The organism is Cupriavidus sp. 96C5-1 (assembly GCF_057798855.1).
Map to the genome: position 1 here is coordinate 158489 of NZ_JBYOJU010000002.1, position 17275 is coordinate 175763.

The window sequence follows — 17275 nt, forward strand, 5'->3', positions numbered from 1 at the left end:
GCGCATGGCGGGAGCCCCTTTGCCCGGCAGCCGGGCATGGCGCTGTTCAGCCTTGCGTCTGCCCAAGCCCGCGCGCCCCTGTCGCCTGCGCTGTGGCGAGCGCGTTCGGGCTTGGCCAAACGGCAGAGGGGCTTTCGCCAACGAATACAGAGGTAGATCCGTCATGGCCATGAATATCCTGTATGACCTGGAAGCGCCTGTGGACGACGACGCGGCGAACGAGCCGCTGGACGAGGCGCAGCGCCGCATCGGACTGCAGGGCTTCCTCACCGCGAACTACGCGCACTTGCGGCGCAGGCTGGTGCGCCATCTGGGTTGTCCCGACATGGCCACCGAATGCCTGCACGACGCTTGGCTACGCCTGGGCGATATGGAGGTGCGATCGGCTGTGCCGAACCCCGAGGCTTACGTCTACCGCGCAGCCTGCAATGTCGCCATTGACCGCATGCGCGGCAATCGGTCCTGGCAGTACGCGGGAGATGCTGACATTGAGCTGGAACACTTGGTGGACCCATCGCCCGGTCCGGACCTGGTCGCCGAAACCCGCTCCGAGCTGGCGGCGTTGGAGCGGGCCCTTCAGCGCCTGCCGCGCCGCCATCGCGCAGTCCTGATCGCCCTGCGCATCGACGAGATGACTCGCCAGGAGGCCGCCAGCCGCTTCGCCTTGTCGCTGCGCGGCGTGGACACCGCGCTGCGGCAGGCATTGGATTACTGCGCCGAGAACACCGGCCAGCAGGCGCTGGTCGGCGTGAGCACGCCTCGGCGTGCCCTGCGGCTGCTACCGGTGCAGGTATGAATGAACCTACAACGAGGTTCATCGACCGGCTCGGCTGGCTTGCCATCGCCGGATGGGCCCGGCAACCGGGCCGCCAGCGCGGCAGTCTGACACAGCGGCAACATGCCTTCAGTGCGTGCAGTGCAGCACAAATCTACCAAGTGCCTTGCATTGGCTTCCCGTCGGCTGCGTCGGCTGGTTGATCGGAATGCGCGGCAAACCTCGCCCTTCAGGCGGCGGAGGATGTCAAGGGTCCGGAGATGATCCCGAGGTCCGCGCTCCCATCCAGCACGCCAGAAGATCAACGGTGATAGCGCTGCGCGCAGCCGGACAGCGGGCCGGGGCCTGCGGCATGAATTCTGTGAGCCAGGAAGCCTTGTGAGCTTCCCGGCTCGCCATTCGCGCAGTGCGCGTCCCTTGGCGCGCAGCCGGGGACCGTCCGTTCTCAGGTGACTTCGGCGCCCCCGGCTTGCCGCTCGCCACCGCAATTCGGGGCACAGTCGTTCGGCCGGGATGTTGCCAGCACCTCGGGAGCGACATCGCGCTTGTACGTGACGTTCGCGCCATCGGTGTAAATGTCAAACCTTGCGGCTTTCCCGCCATCGGTATAAGGGTCGCGTGGTCCCAAAGTCCCGGCGCCATCCGTGTAGACATCCCGCGTGCCGTTGCCGGCGTAGGACGCCCCAGCCCCAAGTGCGGCAACTGCCATCGCAAGTAGCAAGACCTTTTTCCTTATCATGTTCCACCTCCTGTTTGTGGTGGATTCTCCTTCTCCATCCCAAGAAGTTCCCTCGAATATAGGTCAGTGCGTGACAGTGAATTGACCATAAGGGCTACAGTTTTTTCATATGGCTTATGACCTTCGGTCATCGGCTCGAGCGCAATGTCATATCTGACCGATGTCCAGGTCCGTTGTACACTCAAGCTCTGGTTGACGGGCGTAGACACAGGAAGGCCATGACCACGCAGAAGTTCTCGATAGAGCCACTGGAGCGAAGACTCGCAGCGGGTCAGGATTCCGCCATGCTCAGAGTCACGCTTGCATTGGCGTACCAGCAACAGGGAGACCTGGCCGCTGCCGTTCCCCATCTGGTCAAGGCTACCGAGCTCGACCCGCACTATTCGGGCGCTTGGCGCGCGCTCGGTGTTCTCTATGTGGAACTCGGCGAGAATGTGAAGGCCCGTCTCGCATTTCAGAATGGCATCGAGGTCGCAAGGGACCGGGGTGACAAACAAGCTGAGAAGGAAATGACCGTGCGTCTTCGACGTTTGGTCCGGCAAGCTGGCGGTGAGTCCGGGGAGGGCGGCACTTAGTGGTGTTCGGGCCGGATACGGGGCCGTACGTCGTCTTGCGTTGGCCTGGGGCTTATGCCCGGCGGCTTCAGTCCGCGGTACGGCGGGGAAGCGCGAATCTCTCGATGATGCGCTGCGCGACTTCGGCTGGCGTCATTTCTTCCGTATTCGACAGCAGCCAGTCATTCGGGTATGGAAACCCGCCGTTCGAGTTGTAGGCATAGGGCTGGTGCAGCAAGGCCGCCAGGGCTCCCCTGGCCGCGATCACGTCCGCCAGCCATGGTTTCATCCACACGCGCGGCTCGCTGCCCTCTCTTGCACTCCGGACGCGGAACGACGCCGCCAGTTCGACGAAAGCCAGCCGGCTGCGGGAAGCGTCGCAGAGCGCTCGCAATCCCCCGACAAACGCAAGGTCCGCCGCCGAGCCGAACCGCCATCTGAAGGTGGTTATCACGCCCGGGAGGCCCGCGCTGACTGCAGCGCGAAGTATCTCCGTGCGCACGCGGGCCACCGTTGCTTCAAATCTGGCGCCGTCCGAGCCGTGAACCTTGGCGACCGGGATTGCGGTTTCGTGGTGCTGCAGCAGCGGATAACCGGTCAGGCGGGCAAGCTCGAGACCGACGGTGGATTTGCCAACCGCAGAGGGACCACAGATCAGAACAAGGTTTGTCATGGTGCTGCCCTTTGCGTGTCGCGGTACCGTGGCTTGGGCGATTCCGGAACATGGTTTTCGTCAGATTATCCATTTGACAAGTTATCCGGCAACAGGAGCCATATGTGCGCTGAAAGCGGCAATGCCGAAACGGCTGCCGGGTTCCCGTCGCGCAACGCGGGGTAACGTCAACCCGATATCCGGATCTCCGTTATAGGAAAGTTGGCGGGCGGCACCCTGGCCAGCAAACAATCAAAAAAGGACGGGTATCCATGCTGCGCATCAAGGATCTGGCGGTTCCGCCAGAGGGGTTTCTACAGGACGAGCCGGAGGGAGGGGATTTTTACCAGGCGCTCCAGGCGTCTGGCATCGATGGTTTCCGGTTCGGCTATTTTGCCGTTTACCGGGCAGACCGGCTCGTTACGGTGGCGCCTTACTTTGTAATGGATTTCAGGCTCAATACCCTGCTGCCCAATGGCTGGCTGAAGCGGAGCCTGAGCTGGATCCGCTTCAAGCTGGCCTGCATCGGGAATCCGACCGCGGATTTTGGCCGCATCCAAGGGGAAGTTTCCGCCGAGATCCTCGCGGCCATCAACGTGGAACTGACGAAGAAGGGTAGCCTGCTCGCCTACAAGGGATTCGGCAAAGACTTGCCGCTGCCGGGTTTCGCGCCGGCGATGGGCCTGCCCGTACCTGTGCTGGCGCTCGGTCCGGACTACTACCAGGCGATGAAGAGCGACCGCAGGAACCTGCTGAAGCGCAAGCTGAAGAAGGCAGCCGCACTGCGCTACGAGGAGTGCGCCGGCCTGCCGGAGCACCTGGTCGCCAGGGTGCATGAACTGTACCTGAACACCTATCACAAGGCCGAGCTGAAGTTCGAGAAGCTGACGCGGGAGTATTTTGTCAATACCAGCGCGCTTAGCCACTACCTGCTGTTCTTCCTGGAAGACGAGTTGATCGGGTTCACCCAATTGATCGGGAAGGGACCCCAGTTGGTCAACCGCTATGTCGGCCTGGATTATGCAAAGAGCAACGACTACGGCCTGTACTTCGCCATGTTTATCCGCGCGGTGGATTTCGGCATCCGCGAGGGCTTTGCGGAAATCGAACTGGGCGCCACGGCCTACGAGTTCAAGCGCATCCTGGGCGCTCGCCAGGACCCCACGTGGAACTACTACCAGCATACCAACCCGTTGTTCAACTGGATTCTCGGGAAATTGCGCAGCGTGCTGGAACCGTCGGAGTCCGAGTTGCGCTAAGGCGGCGGGGAGGCCCGGGTCAGCAGCCGTGATGTACCGTTCCTGGCCATGGGCCGTCGACGAATTCCCGTCCTTGCCTCCGGCTCGCCGTCCTAGTAAAAACCCGGCTTATGCGCGCTATTCGCGCAAAATGCGCGAATAGCGCGCAAATTGACTGAAATGCGCTTGTTAGGAGCCCAGGCAATAGCATATTTTTCAGGCACTGAATCCTGGAGACAATATGGCTACCATCAATGACCGTGATGCACACGGCAACCGCCAGACCAAGAAGGCGACCGCAAGCGGGTGGATCGGATCTGCGCTCGAGTACTACGACTTCTTCATCTACGCGACTGCGGCGTCGCTGATCTTCCCGCAGATTTTCTTCCCCTCGACGGACCCCAAGGTGGCCATCGTCGCCTCGCTTGCGACCTATGGCGTCGGTTACGTGGCCCGGCCTATCGGCGCCTTCTTCCTGGGCCACTGGGGCGACACCCATGGGCGCAAGACAGTGCTGGTCCTGTGCATGTTCCTGATGGGTTTCTCGACCATGGCGGTCGGTCTCCTGCCGACCTACCATCAGGTCGGCGTGCTCGCCCCCGTGCTGCTGGTCGTGCTTCGCCTCATCCAGGGCTTCGCGGTGGCCGGCGAGATCTCCGGCGCCAGTTCGATGATTCTCGAGCATGCGCCATTCGGCCGGCGCGGCTACTACGCCAGCTTTACGCTCCAGGGCGTGCAGGCAGGGCAGATCCTGGCCGCAGCGGTGTTCCTGCCGCTCGCCTATTACATGCCGTCGGACGCATTCAATGCCTGGGGCTGGCGTATTCCCTTCCTGCTGAGCGCCATCGTGCTGGTCGCCGGCTTTGTCATCCGCCGCGAAGTGTCGGAGCCGCCCGTGTTCGCCAAGGAGGCAAAGGCAGGCGACGTGCCGCGCTCGCCGATCGTCGAGGCCTTCAAATACAGCTGGAAAGACATGATCCGCGTCGTCTGCGTCGCCCTGATGAATGTCATCCCGGTGGTCGCCACGATCTTTGGCGCAGCATATGCGGTGCAGCCGGCCTACGGCATCGGCTTCGACAAGAGCATCTATCTGTGGATTCCGGTCGCGGGCAACATCATCGCGGTGCTGGTCATTCCGATCGTCGGCAACCTGTCGGACAAGATCGGCCGCAAGCCGCCGATCATTGTCGGCGCGCTCGGCTCGGGCCTGCTTTCGTTTGCCTACCTCTACGCCATCAGCATCCACAACGTGCCGCTCGCGATCGTGTCGTCGCTGCTGATGTGGGGCATCGTCTACCAGGGTTATAACGCGGTGTTCCCGAGCTTCTACCCCGAGATGTTTCCGACGCGCTCCCGCGTCTCGGCAATGGCGATTGCGCAGAATGTCGGCACGGCCTTCACCGCCCTGTTGCCGGCGCTGTTCGCCACGGTGGCGCCGCCGGGGTCCGCCAATATTCCGCTCACGATCGGGGCCATCACGTTCGGGGTGACGATCATTGCGGCGGTGGCGGCCTGGAGTGCCCGGGAGACCCATCGTATCCGCCTGAGCGAACTCGGCGAGCCCGGCGCCGTTCCCATGGATAAGGGAGACTACGACCGCTTGCGGGCCGAGGCCATGGGCGGCACGCGCGTGGCAGAGGCATCGGCCTGAGGCAGCCACCCCGAGCGGCACCAGGGCGCGGGCCGCCGGTATCCCCGGCGGCCCGCGCCCGCGCGTTGGGCGGCTCGGTTCCAAGCGGGGCTCGCGGGCGCGGTGCCCGCGGTATCCCTAACCAATCGCTTCTTTCAGCAGCTTCATCATGCTCGCCATTCTGGCCATCGTCGCCCCGATCTACATTGTCATCCTGATCGGGTTTGCGATGACCCGCTCCGGGCTGTTCGCCAAGGCGGACATGCGCGTTTTCGGCAAGTTTGTCATCAACCTGGCGTTGCCGGTCCTGCTGTTCAGGGCGCTGTCCCAACGCCAGCTTGGCGATGTTCTCAATGTCGGCTACCTGCTGGCCTACTTTGCCGGGTCATGCGCCGTGATCGGCCTGGGCTATTTCTGGTGCCGGCGCATTTCTGGCCTGAATCCGACCATCAGCGCCTTCCACACCATGGGCATGGCGTGTTCGAACAGCGGATTCGTCGGCTATCCCATCCTGCTGCTCACCGCCGCGCCAGTGGCGGGCGTGTCGCTCGCGCTCAACATGACGGTGGAGAACCTGTTCGTCATTCCCTTCCTGCTGTTCCTGGCCGAGCACAGGCACGGCGGAACCGGTCGATGGGGCGTGCTGGGCCGATCGCTGGCGCGGTTGCTCTGCAACCCCATGATCATTGGCCTGCTCTGCGGGGTAGCGGTGTCCGGCACAGGCCTGACATTGCCTGCGCCGGTCACGCGCACGGTCGATATGCTGGCGGCATCCTCCAGCGCGCTCTCTCTTTTCGTGATCGGCGGGACGCTGGTCGGGCTTCCCATGCGCGCACACGGTTCGCGCATGGCGCCGATCCTTGCCGGCAAGCTGGTGCTGCATCCCCTGATGGTCTTCCTGGCGATGGCCGCGTTGCCGGTGCTTGGCCTTGGCGAGGTCGAGCCATCGCTGCGCACGGCAGCCGTGCTGATGGCGGCAATGCCCATGATGAGTATCTATGCAACGCTGGGGCAGGTGTACGGACAGGAGGATTTCGGCGCGGTCACCCTGCTGGCGACCACCGTCGCCTCGTTTTTCACGCTGAGCGCGCTGCTGCTGGTGTTGGGCGGACCGGGGGGCTTCGCGTGAGGTAGGCCGACACCACGCTTGATCCGGGCCTTCCCCGGGGCGCTGCCTGCCGATGGGCGAGGGCCGGGGAGCGAGCGGGATTGATGCGCCTCACGCTCGTCCCGCAGGGCGCACTCTTGCGCCGGAATCAAAACTCTTCTGCTCGCGGCACGGTTTTTTTCCGGGCCCGGGGCGCCGATACTCCGTCCAGGTTGCCGGCCCATTGCGCGCCGGCCAAGATTGACGCGAGGCGTTTCCCATGCAAATCTTCATCACCGGCTCGACCGGTTTTATCGGCGGCTCTGTCGCCGCGCACCTGATTGCTGCCGGCCATACGGTCCGGGGCCTGGTCCGCACCGAGGCGCAGGCCGGGCAACTGGCCCTGCGGGGCATCGAGCCGGTATTGGGCACGCTGGACGACCACGTGCTGCTGACGCGTGAAGCCGCGCAGGCCGGCGGCGTGGTCAATGCCGCCAGCAGTGACCATCGCGCCGCGGTGGAAGCCCTGTTGGCCGGCCTGCGCGGCTCGGGCAAGCCATTTCTCCATACCAGCGGTTCCAGCGTGATCGGCGACGATGTCGGTGGCAATGCGCTGTCGTCACGCATCTTCGATGAAGAGACGCCCTTCGTGGTGGAAGCCGGCAAGCAGGCCCGCCACGCCATCGACCAACTGGTGCTGGCCGCCGCCGCCGATGGCGTGCGCGGCGTCGTGCTTTGCAACAGCATGATCTACGGCGTGGGCGCCGGCCTGCACGCCGACAGCGTGCAGATTCCGCCGCTGGTGGCGCAGGCCCGGCAAAGCGGTGTGGTGCGCATTGTCGGCAGCGGGGTCAACCGCTGGTCGAATGTCCATATCGCCGACGTGGCGGACCTCTATGCGCGTGCGCTCGAAAGCGCGCCCGCTGGCGCCTTCTACTTCGTGGAGAACGGCGAGGCTTCGTATGCCGAGATCGGCGCCGCCATCGCGCGGCGGCTTGGCCTGGGTCCCGTGCAGTCCTGGTCCGTCGAGGAGGCCACGCCGTTCTGGGGCGAAGGCCACGCGCGCTATTCCTTCGGCTCCAACAGCCGGGTGCGCGCCCGGCGAGCCCGGGCCGAGCTCGGCTGGCGTCCCCGGCATGCGTCGGCGACAGAGTGGATCGAGAGCGGGATGCCTGTCGCCTGACTGCGCACCGGGCATCTTCCTTCGAGCGCGTTCAGTGCCGCGAGGACTCCTGCCTTGGCGCATCGGTGAAGGCGTCGAGAATGGCGGGCAGGCGGAGTAGCGGACCAGCGGCACAGGTCAGCGCAGTGCCGTGGACATCACGGCGCCGCCTGCAGCGGCGCCTCCGGGCGGGTCATGCCGATTTTGCATAAGCTCCCGCCGGCACTTGTGAAAGAATGCGGCAATCGATGGATTTCCGCTTTCTCGCCCCTTCCCGCAACCCGGCCCTGGCCCCTGCCGCACCCTTACCCACCATGAACGACGAAATCGTCTACCTGAACGGCGAGCTCACGCCCCTGTCCGAAGCCCGCATTCCCGTGCTCGATCGCGGTTTCATCTTTGGCGATGGCGTGTATGAAGTCGTCCCCATCTATGGCGGCAAGCCTTTCCGCCTGCAGCAGCACCTGGCGCGGCTGGCCCGCAGCCAGGAAACCATCGGCATTCCCAACCCCCATACCGATGCGGAATGGATGGCGCTGATCGGCCGGGTGGTGAAGGCGAACGGCCTGAGCGACCAGATGGTGTATATCCAGGTCACGCGTGGCGTGGCGCGGCGCACGCATGCCTTCCCAAAGGCGGTGACGCCCACCGTGCTGATCATGACCAATCCGATGGTGCCGCCGTCGGCGGAGACGCGCGAGAAAGGCGTGGCCTGTGTCACGGCGGAAGACAAGCGCTGGCTGCACTGCCAGGTCAAGTCGACCTCGCTGCTGGGCAATGTGCTGGCGGCGCAGAACGCGGTGGAGCACGGCGCCACCGAGACCATCCAGTTCCGCGACGGCTTCCTGACCGAAGCCTCCGCGTCCAACGTATGGATTGTCAGCAAGGGCCGTGTCTCGGCGCCGCCGAAGGACAACCTGATCCTGGAAGGTATCCGCTACGGCTGGATGGAGGAACTGTGCGCCGCGCTGGATATCTCGCTGGAAGCGCGCCGTATCGCGAAGGATGAAGTGCTGGACGCCGACGAGGTATTGCTGACGTCGGCCAGCAAGGAGATCCTGCCGGTGGTGAGCATCGACGGCAGGACCGTCGGCGCGGGTGTGCCGGGTCCGGTGTTCAAGAAGCTGTTCGCGGCGTACGAGGCGGCCAAGGCAGCGTTGTAAGGCGCCGAGCGCTCGCAGGCCGCGCGTGCGGCCTGCCACGCGGCGCAGGCGACGGCGGGGATCCCCCACGTCGCCGGGGCCGCCCATTCTCATCGGGACGACGCCACCGCGCCCGACCCGCACCACCTCGCGTGGCCGCATGCGCAGCAACCGTTTGCGCCCCTTTCCCCTGATTGCAGCCATGAACCGGCGGCACCCATGCCGTCCGTCCTCAGCCGGCACCGAAAGCCGGCATTCTTCAGCCGCTTGCCGTGCGCCTTGGGCGCCCGCGATGCCGAAGCGCAATTCGCATGCCCATATGCGCACCGCCTATCTATGCATAGACGAAATCCGTCCTTCGGCGGCTCAATCCGCTGCGCTATCGTGAGAGTCTTGTAAGCGGCTACCTAAAAACGGCCGCCGCTGTTTTCCAGATGCCCAGCCAGGTGCCCAACCTTACGGCGATTCTCATGCATGCCCCTATTTCCCGCGAGCCGCCGGTATTGACGGCGGTGTTTCCACCGGACGATGGACCGGCCGGCGTCCCGGCGCGGGCCGCCGCAACGTCATCGGCGCTGTTGCGTGCGCAACAGCAGATCAGCAACTGGTTTTCCAGGGCCGCGCCGAAGCCAGGCAAAGCATGGTGCGGCGGCGCAATACACGGCGATTCGCGCAGGCTTGCTTCTTGCCTGAGGCAGTGCCTCACACGCAATGCGTGAATTCACGATCCATCGATATCGACAGGAGGTTCTCCCCATGGCTACACCGCTGAAAGTGGTCGCCGTCAACGGCAGCGCGCAGCTGCCCTCGCGCACGCTCGCGCTGGTGCAGGCGCTGCTCACGGAACTCGAAGACAGGCTGCTGCTGCAGAGCCATATCGTCAACCTGGGCGACATCGCGCGCCCGCTCGGCGCCGCGCTGTCGCGCGCGGAACTGCCGGCGGAGATCGAGAGCGAGCTGCTGGCCATCGAGTCCGCCGATCTGCTGGTGGTGGCCGCGCCGGTGTATCGCGGTTCCTATCCCGGCCATTTCAAGCACCTGTTCGACCTGGTGGGCCAGGAGGCGCTGGTCGACAAGCCGGTGCTGCTGGCGGCCACGGGCGGCAGCGACCGCCATGCGCTGGTGCTGGAGCATCAACTGCGGCCATTGTTCGGCTTCCTGCAGGCGCTGACGTTGCCCATCGGTGTGTATGGCAGCCCGGGAGACTTCCAGAACTACCAGGTCAGCAGCGCCGCGCTGGCCGAACGCATTCGCCTCGCCGCCGACCGCGCGGCGCCGCTGTTCGACGGCAGCCGCAGGCTGCCGCTGCAGCGCGCAGCCTGAGGGGAGCGCTGCGGCAATGAACGTATTCTGGTTTCTTCCCACCCATGGCGATGGCCACTATCTCGGCACCACGGAAGGGGCGCGTCCCGTCTCGCTGGGCTACCTGAAGCAGATCGCGCAGGCGGCCGACAACCTGGGCTACTACGGGGTGCTGATCCCCACCGGGCGCTCCTGCGAGGATTCCTGGGTGATCGCCTCCGCGGTGGCGCCCTGGACGGAACGCCTGCGCTACCTGGTGGCGATCCGCCCGGGCATCATTTCGCCCACGGTGTCGGCCCGCATGGCCGCCACGCTGGACCGCATCTCCAATGGCCGGCTGCTGATCAATGTGGTCACCGGCGGCGACCCGGACGAGAACCGCGGCGACGGCCTGTACCTGGACCACAGTCAGCGCTACGCCGCATCGGCCGAGTTCCTGCGCGTCTGGCGCCGCGTGCTGGAGGGCGAGGCGGTGCACTTCGAGGGCGAGCACATCAAGGTGGAGAACGCCAAGGCGCTCTATCCGCCGGTGCAGCGGCCCTATCCGCCGCTCTATTTCGGTGGCTCCTCGGAGGCGGCGCACGACCTGGCGGCAGAACAGGTCGACGTGTACCTGACGTGGGGCGAGCCGCCCGAGGCGGTCGCCAGGAAGATCGCCGACGTGCGTGCGCGCGCCGCGCGTCTCGGGCGAACGGTGCGCTTTGGCGTGCGTCTGCATGTGATCGTGCGCCGCACCAGCGAGGAGGCATGGCGGGCTGCGGATGCACTGATCGCGCCGATCTCGGACGAGACCATCGCTGCCGCGCAGAAGTCTTTTTCCCGCTTCGACTCCGTGGGCCAGCGCCGCATGGCCGCCCTGCACGGTGGGCGGCGCGACCAGTTGGAGATCTACCCCAACCTCTGGGCCGGCGTCGGCCTGGTGCGCGGCGGCGCCGGCACGGCGCTGGTGGGCAACCCGCAGGAAGTCGCCGCGCGGATCAAGGAATACGCGGATCTCGGCATCGAGAGCTTTATCTTCTCGGGCTACCCGCACCTGGAGGAGGCGTACCGCTTCGCCGAACTGGTATTCCCACTGCTGCCCGAGCCCTATGCAAGCCTGGGACGCGGCGGCGCCACCAACCTGACCGGGCCGTTCGGCGAAATGATTGCCAACGACGTGCTGCCCGGCAGCAAGGCAGCGGCATGAGCCTGAGCGCCAGGGTAGTGCCGCTGGACCCGCTGCGCACCGCGCAGGCGCTTGCGCGCGGCTTTGCGCAGACCGCGGTCGCGCGCGATGCCGAGGGCGGCACGCCCAAGGCCGAGCGCGACGCGCTGCGGCAAAGCCGGCTGCTGGCCCTCGCCATTCCCGTTGAACTCGGCGGACTGGGCGGCAGCTGGTCGGACATGCTTGCGGTGGTGCGCATCCTGGCCCGCGCGGACGCGTCGATCGCGCACGTCTATGGCTTTCACCACCTGACGCTGGCCACGCTGCGGCTGTTCGGCGAGGCCAGCCAGTGGCAGCCATGGTGGGAGCAGACTGCCAGCCGCAACTGGTTCTGGGGCAATGCGCTCAATCCGCTGGATACGCGCACCGTCGCCACCCGCGGCGGCGGCTGCCACGTGTTCTCGGGCAAGAAGAGCTTCTGCTCCGGGGCCATCGATTCCGAGATGCTGGTTGCCTCGGCGCTGGACGAAGCCAGTGGCCGGTTGCTGATCGGCGCGCTGCCGACCAGCCGCAGCGGCATCACGCTGCACAACGACTGGGACAGCATCGGCCAGCGCCAGACTGACAGCGGCAGCGTGTCCTTCGAGCGGGTCCGGGTGGAGACGCATGAACTGCTGCTCAACCCCGGCCCGCTGAGCACGCCCTTTGCCTGCCTGCGTCCGCTGCTGGCGCAGCTGATCTTCTGCCATACCTTCCTCGGCATCGCCGAGGGCGCGTTCGACGAAGCCCGCGGCTATACGCTCAGCGAGGCGCGGCCCTGGTTCAAGTCGGGGGCCGCGCGCGTGACCGAAGACCCCTACGTGCTTGCCCGCTATGGCGAGTTCTGGGTCGGGCTGGAAGGCGTGCGGCTGCTGGTGGAGCGCGCGGCATCCAGGTTCGACGCCGCGTGGCGCACCGGCGCAGACCTCACTGCCGAAGACCGCGGCGAAGTGGCCGTGGACATTGCCACGGCCAAGGTCGCGGCCACGCGTGCAGGGCTGGACCTGAGCAGCCGGATCTTCGAGGTGACCGGCGCGCGCGCCACGCACGGGGCGCTGCGGCTGGACCGCCACTGGCGCAACCTGCGCACGCAGTCGCTGCACGATCCGCTCGACTACAAGCTTCACGAACTCGGGGACTGGGCGCTCAACGGCGCCTTGCCGGGCCCGACCTTCTACTCGTAATCCCATGCAGCTACTGTCCTGGCCCTTGCCTGCGCCGCGCCCGCTGCCGCACGTCTTCGCGGATCCCAAATCGCTCGCCCTGCTGAGCCACGTGGAAAAGGTGGCGCCGAGCGAGGCCGGCATCCTGATCGTGGGCGAGACCGGCACCGGCAAGGAGATGGTGGCGCGCCATGTCCACAATCTCAGCGCGCGCCGCAACCGGCGCTTCGTCGCCGTCAATTGCGGCGCGTTCTCCGAGTCGCTGGTCGATGCCGAACTGTTCGGCCACGAGAAGGGCGCCTTCACCGGCGCGCTCGGCGCCAAGGCAGGATGGTTCGAGGAAGCCGACGGCGGCACACTGTTCCTCGACGAGATCGGCGACCTGCCGATGTCGCTGCAGGTCAAGCTCTTGCGCGTGCTGCAGGAGCGCGAGGTGGTGCGGCTGGGATCGCGCAAGCCGGTCCCCATCGACGTGCGCGTGCTGGCCGCCACCAATCGGCCGCTGGAAGCCGCGATCAGGGACGGGACCTTCCGCAAGGATCTCTTCTATCGCCTGAATGTGGTCGCGCTGGAGATCCGGCCGCTGCATGAGCGCCCCGGCGACATCCTGCCGCTGGCGCAGCATTTCCTGTGCAAGTACGGCGAGCGGCTGGGCTATGGCGAGGTGGGCATGACCGGCGACGCGGAACGCAAGCTGGTCTCCTACCCATGGCCGGGCAATATCCGCGAACTGGAGAACGTGCTGCATCACGCGTTGCTGACTTGCCAGGACAGCCTGATCGGGGCGGACGACCTGCACGTATCCGCGCCGCCGGACCGGGCGGCGCCGGAGCCGGCGCTACCCCCGAAGCTGGCCGCCGCGCAGGTCGACGACGAGCCCGCGCAAGCGCTGCTGGAGCGTGCCGTGCTCCGGCTCTTCGAGCAGGAGCACGAAGGCGTGCACGAGATAGTGGAGAACGCCCTGCTGCGCGCGGCCTACCGCCATTGCCGCTACAACCAGGTGCACACCGCCAGCCTGCTGGGCCTGAGCCGTAACATCACGCGCGCGCGCCTGATCCAGATCGGCGAACTGCGGGTGAACCGGCGCAAGGCCGGCGAGCCGGACGAAGCCGATACGGCCACGGGCGAGCCGCGCATGTTTGCTATCGCAATTTGAACCCGACAACCCCGGGCGACCCGGACAGACCATCCCATGCCAGAACGCAACCCTAGCTATCCCGAACTAGCCACCCGCTTCCGCCCCATCTTTGCCGAGATCGCCGTGCGCGCGGCCGAACGCGAGCACAAGCGCGAGCTTGCCTTCGATGCCGTGGCCTTGCTGCGCGATGCCGGATTCGGCGCCTTGCGCGTGCCCGTGGCGCTGGGGGGGCTTGGTGCCTCGGTCGAGCAATTGTTCGAACTGCTGACCGAGCTGGGCGCAGCGGATTCCAACCTGCCGCAGATCCTGCGCGCGCATTTTGGTTTTGTGGAACGGCTCTACGCGGAGGTGGAGCCGGCGTTGCGCGAACGCTGGCTGCGCCTGGTGGCGCAGGGCGCGATCTTCGGCAATGCCACCACGGAGCTGGGCGACGGCGCGCTGGGCAAGCACCGGACCGCCTTGTCACGCGACGGCGAAGGCTGGCGGCTCGATGGGGAGAAGTTCTACAGCACCGGCGCCCTGTACGCGGACTGGATCGCCGTCAGCGCCAGCCGGGAGGGCGACGCGTTTCCCGTCCACGTACTGGTGCCGGCCAATGCGCCGGGCATCGAACGCATCGACGACTGGCGCGGCTTTGGCCAGCGCCTGACGGGCTCCGGTACAACGCGGTTTCGTCAGGTGGCGGTGTCGGGTGAACAGGTGCTGAGCTTCCCGCGCAACGTGCCGACGACCATGACCGCCTGTTTCCAGCTGGTGCACCTGGCGACGCTGGCCGGCATCGCACGGGCCATCGAACGCGACGCCGCGGCCTTTGTGCGCGCGCGCAAGCGCGTGTACAGCCATGGCAGCGGACGCACGCCAGCCGAGGATCCGCTGGTGCAGCAGGTGGTGGGTCAACTGGCCGGGACGGCGTTTGTTGCAGCCTCGGCAGTGGCCGCGGTCGCACAAGGGCTGGGCGAGATCGATCGCCTTCGGCAGCGGGGCGAAGCCGTGCCGGTCGGCTTGCTGGACGATGTGGAACTGCGCGCCGCGAAGGCGCAGGTCGGCATTGCGGACCAGGTGCTGGCGGCAGCCACGCGGCTGTTCGACATCGGGGGTGCTTCCGCGCTGGCAGAAGACCGCCGGCTGGACCGCCACTGGCGCAATGCGCGGACGCTGGCTTCGCATAATCCGACGATCTACAAGGGCAGGGCGGTCGGCGATCACATCATCAACGGCACGGCGCCGACCTACTACTGGTCGGTAGGGGCGAAGGCGGCGTGATTGGCGATCGTGTCCGGCAAGGCCGCCGCTTTTGGGGAGGGGCTGCGAACCGCCCCGGCTTGAGGCTGAGCGCCCCAAATCTGGGGCCACCGCGCCCACGACGAAACCAGTAAAGATCGGGAGGCAGTGGCCATTCGCGCCGGTAACGGCAGATGCGTGAGCGACCACGGGCCATTGCCATCAGGGGCGCTATACGGAAACCAGTGCCATTCGCATTGGCAATGCCGTTCGCGCCGGTAGCGCCAGCAGTCAGGCAGGACTGACGCGCCCACCACGAATCCGCAAAGCAACCAAGCCCGACAAGCCAGCCTCCTGCAAGGATCGCTTTCTTTTGGTTACTTTTCTTTACGAGTAAAGAAAAGTGACACCTCCATGTGCCCAAGAGCCCGACACCACACCGCCTTTAGGCCCTGCAACCCTAAATCAAATCTATAAAAAAACCGGAACCCTCACCTCCCCCCAAGCCCGCTGACAACCCAATCCCCCACCCACTGAATCAAACTAACCAACCCAATCAACAACACAATCACCACCACCATCACCGTAGTATCAAACCGCTGATACCCATACCGGATAGCAATATCCCCAAGCCCCCCAGCCCCAACCGCCCCGGCCATCGCCGATGCGCCGATCAGCGAGACCACGGTAATGGTAAAGCCGCCGACAATGCCCGGCAGCGCTTCCGGCAACAGCACATGCCAGACGATGTGCCAGCGCCGGCACCCCATGGCCTGCGCCGCCTCCACCAGGCCCCGATCCACTTCGCGCAGGCTGATCTCGGCAATGCGGGCAAAGAACGGCGTGGCGCTGATCGCGAGCGGCACCACCGCAGCCCACACGCCGATGGTGGCGCCCACCACCAGCCGCGTGAACGGCAGCAGCGCCACCAGCAGCACGATAAATGGCGTGGCGCGAAAGCCATTGACGATGCTGCCCAGCACGCGATGGATGCGCGGCGATGCCAGCACGCCGCCCGGCGCCGACAACACCAGCACCAACGCCAGCGGGATGCCGACCGCCACCGCGATCAGCGCGGACGCTCCCACCATGGTGAGGGTGTCGAACAAGCCTTGCCAGATACGTTCAATCGTGAGCGGGGACATAACCGAGGACCTTGGCGTGTTGGGATAGTCGATGCGAGGCCAGCGTCTCGGCCGACAGGCCGGCGCCGGCAGCGGCCAGCAGCAGGCGGCCCTGCGTGTGGCCCTGGATGCGATCCAGGCCGGCATGCAGCAGCCGCGCCTGGCCGCCGAGCGCCGTGGCGATGCGGGCCAGCTCGGGCGCCGCGTCGCCGCTGCCCGTGTAGTGCAGTTCGATCAGTTGCTCGAACGCGCCATGCGCGGGCGGCGTGGGCTGCAGCAGGCGTGCCAGGTCATCGGGCAAGCCGGCCTGGAGCGGCTGCAGCAGCGCGCGCGTGGCGTCATGGCGGGGATTGCCGAATACCTGCCACACCGGGCCATGCTCGGCCACCCGGCCCCCTTCCAGCACCAGCACGTTGTCGCAGATCTCGCGGATCACCCGCATCTCGTGCGTGATCAGTACGATGGTCAGCCCGAAGCGGTGGTTGATGTCGCGCAGCAGCGCCAGGATGGACTGCGTGGTTTCCGGGTCGAGCGCCGAGGTGGCTTCGTCGCACAGCAGGATCTCCGGCCGGTGCACCAGCGCGCGGGCGATGCCAACGCGCTGCTTCTGGCCGCCGGAGAGCCGGCCGGGATAGGCGCGGTGCTTGGCTTCCAGCCCGACCAGCGCCAGCAGCGCTTCCACCCGTTGGGCGATTTCCGCGCGCGGCACGCCCGCCACCTTCAGCGGCAGGGCCACGTTGTCCCAGACCGTCTTGGCGGACAGCAGGTTGAAATGCTGGAAGATCATGCCGATGCGCCGCCGCAGGCTGACCAGGCCGCGTTCGTCGAGCGCACCGATGTCGTTGCCGTCCACCAGCACGCGGCCGGTGGTGGGCCGCTCCAGCCGGTTGATGGTCCGCAGCAGGCTGGACTTGCCGGCGCCGCTGCGCCCGATGATGCCGAAGATGCGCCCGGCCGGAATCTCCACGCCGATATCCCGCAGCGCATGCACGTCGCCCGCCGGCGAGTGGAAGACCTTGCCCAGGTGCTCGAAGGAAACCGACCCGGCGCCGGACGGACCGGGCCGCTGCGCGGCTTGCGCTACCGCGTGCCCGGTGGCACGGTCGCCGGCGAAAGGCGCCGGCGCGGCGCGCTCGCGCCGATGGAGGGAGCTTGGCGAGTTCAT

16 protein-coding genes are annotated in these 17275 nt (G+C 66.2%); 12 read left to right on the top strand and 4 right to left on the bottom strand.

Translation table 11 applies throughout. The features are described from left to right. Nucleotides 1–163 precede the first annotated feature (163 nt). A complete protein-coding gene (locus tag AC3FOF_RS03260; protein WP_488725753.1) occupies nucleotides 164–796 on the top strand; it encodes an RNA polymerase sigma factor in 633 nt (210 codons plus the stop codon). Nucleotides 797–1220: 424 nt separating this feature from the next. Here AC3FOF_RS03260 and AC3FOF_RS03265 read toward each other — a convergent pair whose 3' ends face one another. Continuing rightward, nucleotides 1221–1514 carry a hypothetical protein gene (locus tag AC3FOF_RS03265; protein ID WP_017230531.1) on the bottom strand — a complete coding sequence of 98 codons (294 nt, stop codon included), beginning with the start codon at nucleotides 1512–1514 and terminating at the stop codon, nucleotides 1221–1223. A gap of 218 nt (nucleotides 1515–1732) precedes the next feature. On the opposite strand from AC3FOF_RS03265, the gene AC3FOF_RS03270 reads away from it, so the two are divergent. Then, nucleotides 1733–2089 carry a tetratricopeptide repeat protein gene (locus AC3FOF_RS03270; protein WP_488725754.1) on the top strand — a complete coding sequence of 119 codons (357 nt, stop codon included), beginning with the start codon at nucleotides 1733–1735 and terminating at the stop codon, nucleotides 2087–2089. A 67-nt stretch (nucleotides 2090–2156) separates the two neighbouring features. Here AC3FOF_RS03270 and AC3FOF_RS03275 read toward each other — a convergent pair whose 3' ends face one another. Beyond that, on the bottom strand, nucleotides 2157–2741 hold the full coding sequence (locus AC3FOF_RS03275) for a P-loop nucleotide/nucleoside kinase family protein (protein ID WP_017230533.1): 585 nt from the start codon (nucleotides 2739–2741) through the stop codon (nucleotides 2157–2159). Between the two features lie 251 nt (nucleotides 2742–2992). On the opposite strand from AC3FOF_RS03275, the gene AC3FOF_RS03280 reads away from it, so the two are divergent. The 10 genes from AC3FOF_RS03280 to AC3FOF_RS03325 all read left to right on the top strand — a co-directional run bounded on the left by AC3FOF_RS03280 (nucleotide 2993) and on the right by AC3FOF_RS03325 (nucleotide 15028). Continuing rightward, a complete protein-coding gene (locus AC3FOF_RS03280; RefSeq protein WP_488725755.1) occupies nucleotides 2993–3979 on the top strand; it encodes a GNAT family protein in 987 nt (328 codons plus the stop codon). A gap of 220 nt (nucleotides 3980–4199) precedes the next feature. Further along, nucleotides 4200–5609, top strand: coding sequence for an MFS transporter (locus tag AC3FOF_RS03285; RefSeq protein ID WP_017230535.1), 1410 nt, complete (start codon nucleotides 4200–4202; stop codon nucleotides 5607–5609). Between the two features lie 148 nt (nucleotides 5610–5757). Next, entirely contained in the window at nucleotides 5758–6717 is a 960-nt protein-coding gene (locus tag AC3FOF_RS03290) for an AEC family transporter (protein WP_488725756.1), read from the top strand. A 238-nt stretch (nucleotides 6718–6955) separates the two neighbouring features. Beyond that, nucleotides 6956–7858, top strand: coding sequence for an NAD-dependent epimerase/dehydratase family protein (locus AC3FOF_RS03295; RefSeq protein ID WP_488725757.1), 903 nt, complete (start codon nucleotides 6956–6958; stop codon nucleotides 7856–7858). A 293-nt stretch (nucleotides 7859–8151) separates the two neighbouring features. After that, the gene (locus tag AC3FOF_RS03300; RefSeq protein ID WP_488725910.1) at nucleotides 8152–9000 is read left to right on the top strand and encodes a D-amino acid aminotransferase; all 849 of its coding nucleotides are present in this window, start codon (nucleotides 8152–8154) and stop codon (nucleotides 8998–9000) included. A 735-nt stretch (nucleotides 9001–9735) separates the two neighbouring features. Then, the gene (gene msuE, locus AC3FOF_RS03305; protein WP_017230538.1) at nucleotides 9736–10302 is read left to right on the top strand and encodes an FMN reductase; all 567 of its coding nucleotides are present in this window, start codon (nucleotides 9736–9738) and stop codon (nucleotides 10300–10302) included. A 16-nt stretch (nucleotides 10303–10318) separates the two neighbouring features. Then, the gene (gene ssuD / locus AC3FOF_RS03310) at nucleotides 10319–11467 is read left to right on the top strand and encodes an FMNH2-dependent alkanesulfonate monooxygenase (protein ID WP_488725758.1); all 1149 of its coding nucleotides are present in this window, start codon (nucleotides 10319–10321) and stop codon (nucleotides 11465–11467) included. Next, nucleotides 11464–12648, top strand: coding sequence for an acyl-CoA dehydrogenase family protein (locus tag AC3FOF_RS03315; protein WP_488725759.1), 1185 nt, complete (start codon nucleotides 11464–11466; stop codon nucleotides 12646–12648). The genes ssuD and AC3FOF_RS03315 overlap by 4 nt, the downstream gene beginning before the upstream one ends. A 4-nt stretch (nucleotides 12649–12652) precedes the next feature. Beyond that, entirely contained in the window at nucleotides 12653–13783 is a 1131-nt protein-coding gene (locus AC3FOF_RS03320) for a sigma-54 interaction domain-containing protein (protein WP_488725760.1), read from the top strand. Nucleotides 13784–13819: 36 nt separating this feature from the next. After that, entirely contained in the window at nucleotides 13820–15028 is a 1209-nt protein-coding gene (locus tag AC3FOF_RS03325) for an acyl-CoA dehydrogenase family protein (RefSeq protein ID WP_488725761.1), read from the top strand. 449 nt (nucleotides 15029–15477) lie between these two features. Here the strand turns inward: AC3FOF_RS03325 and AC3FOF_RS03330 are convergent, their stop codons facing one another. Continuing rightward, the gene (locus AC3FOF_RS03330) at nucleotides 15478–16131 is read right to left on the bottom strand and encodes a methionine ABC transporter permease (RefSeq protein ID WP_488725762.1); all 654 of its coding nucleotides are present in this window, start codon (nucleotides 16129–16131) and stop codon (nucleotides 15478–15480) included. Beyond that, on the bottom strand, nucleotides 16112–17275 hold the full coding sequence (locus AC3FOF_RS03335) for a methionine ABC transporter ATP-binding protein (protein WP_276266033.1): 1164 nt from the start codon (nucleotides 17273–17275) through the stop codon (nucleotides 16112–16114). The genes AC3FOF_RS03330 and AC3FOF_RS03335 overlap by 20 nt, the downstream gene beginning before the upstream one ends.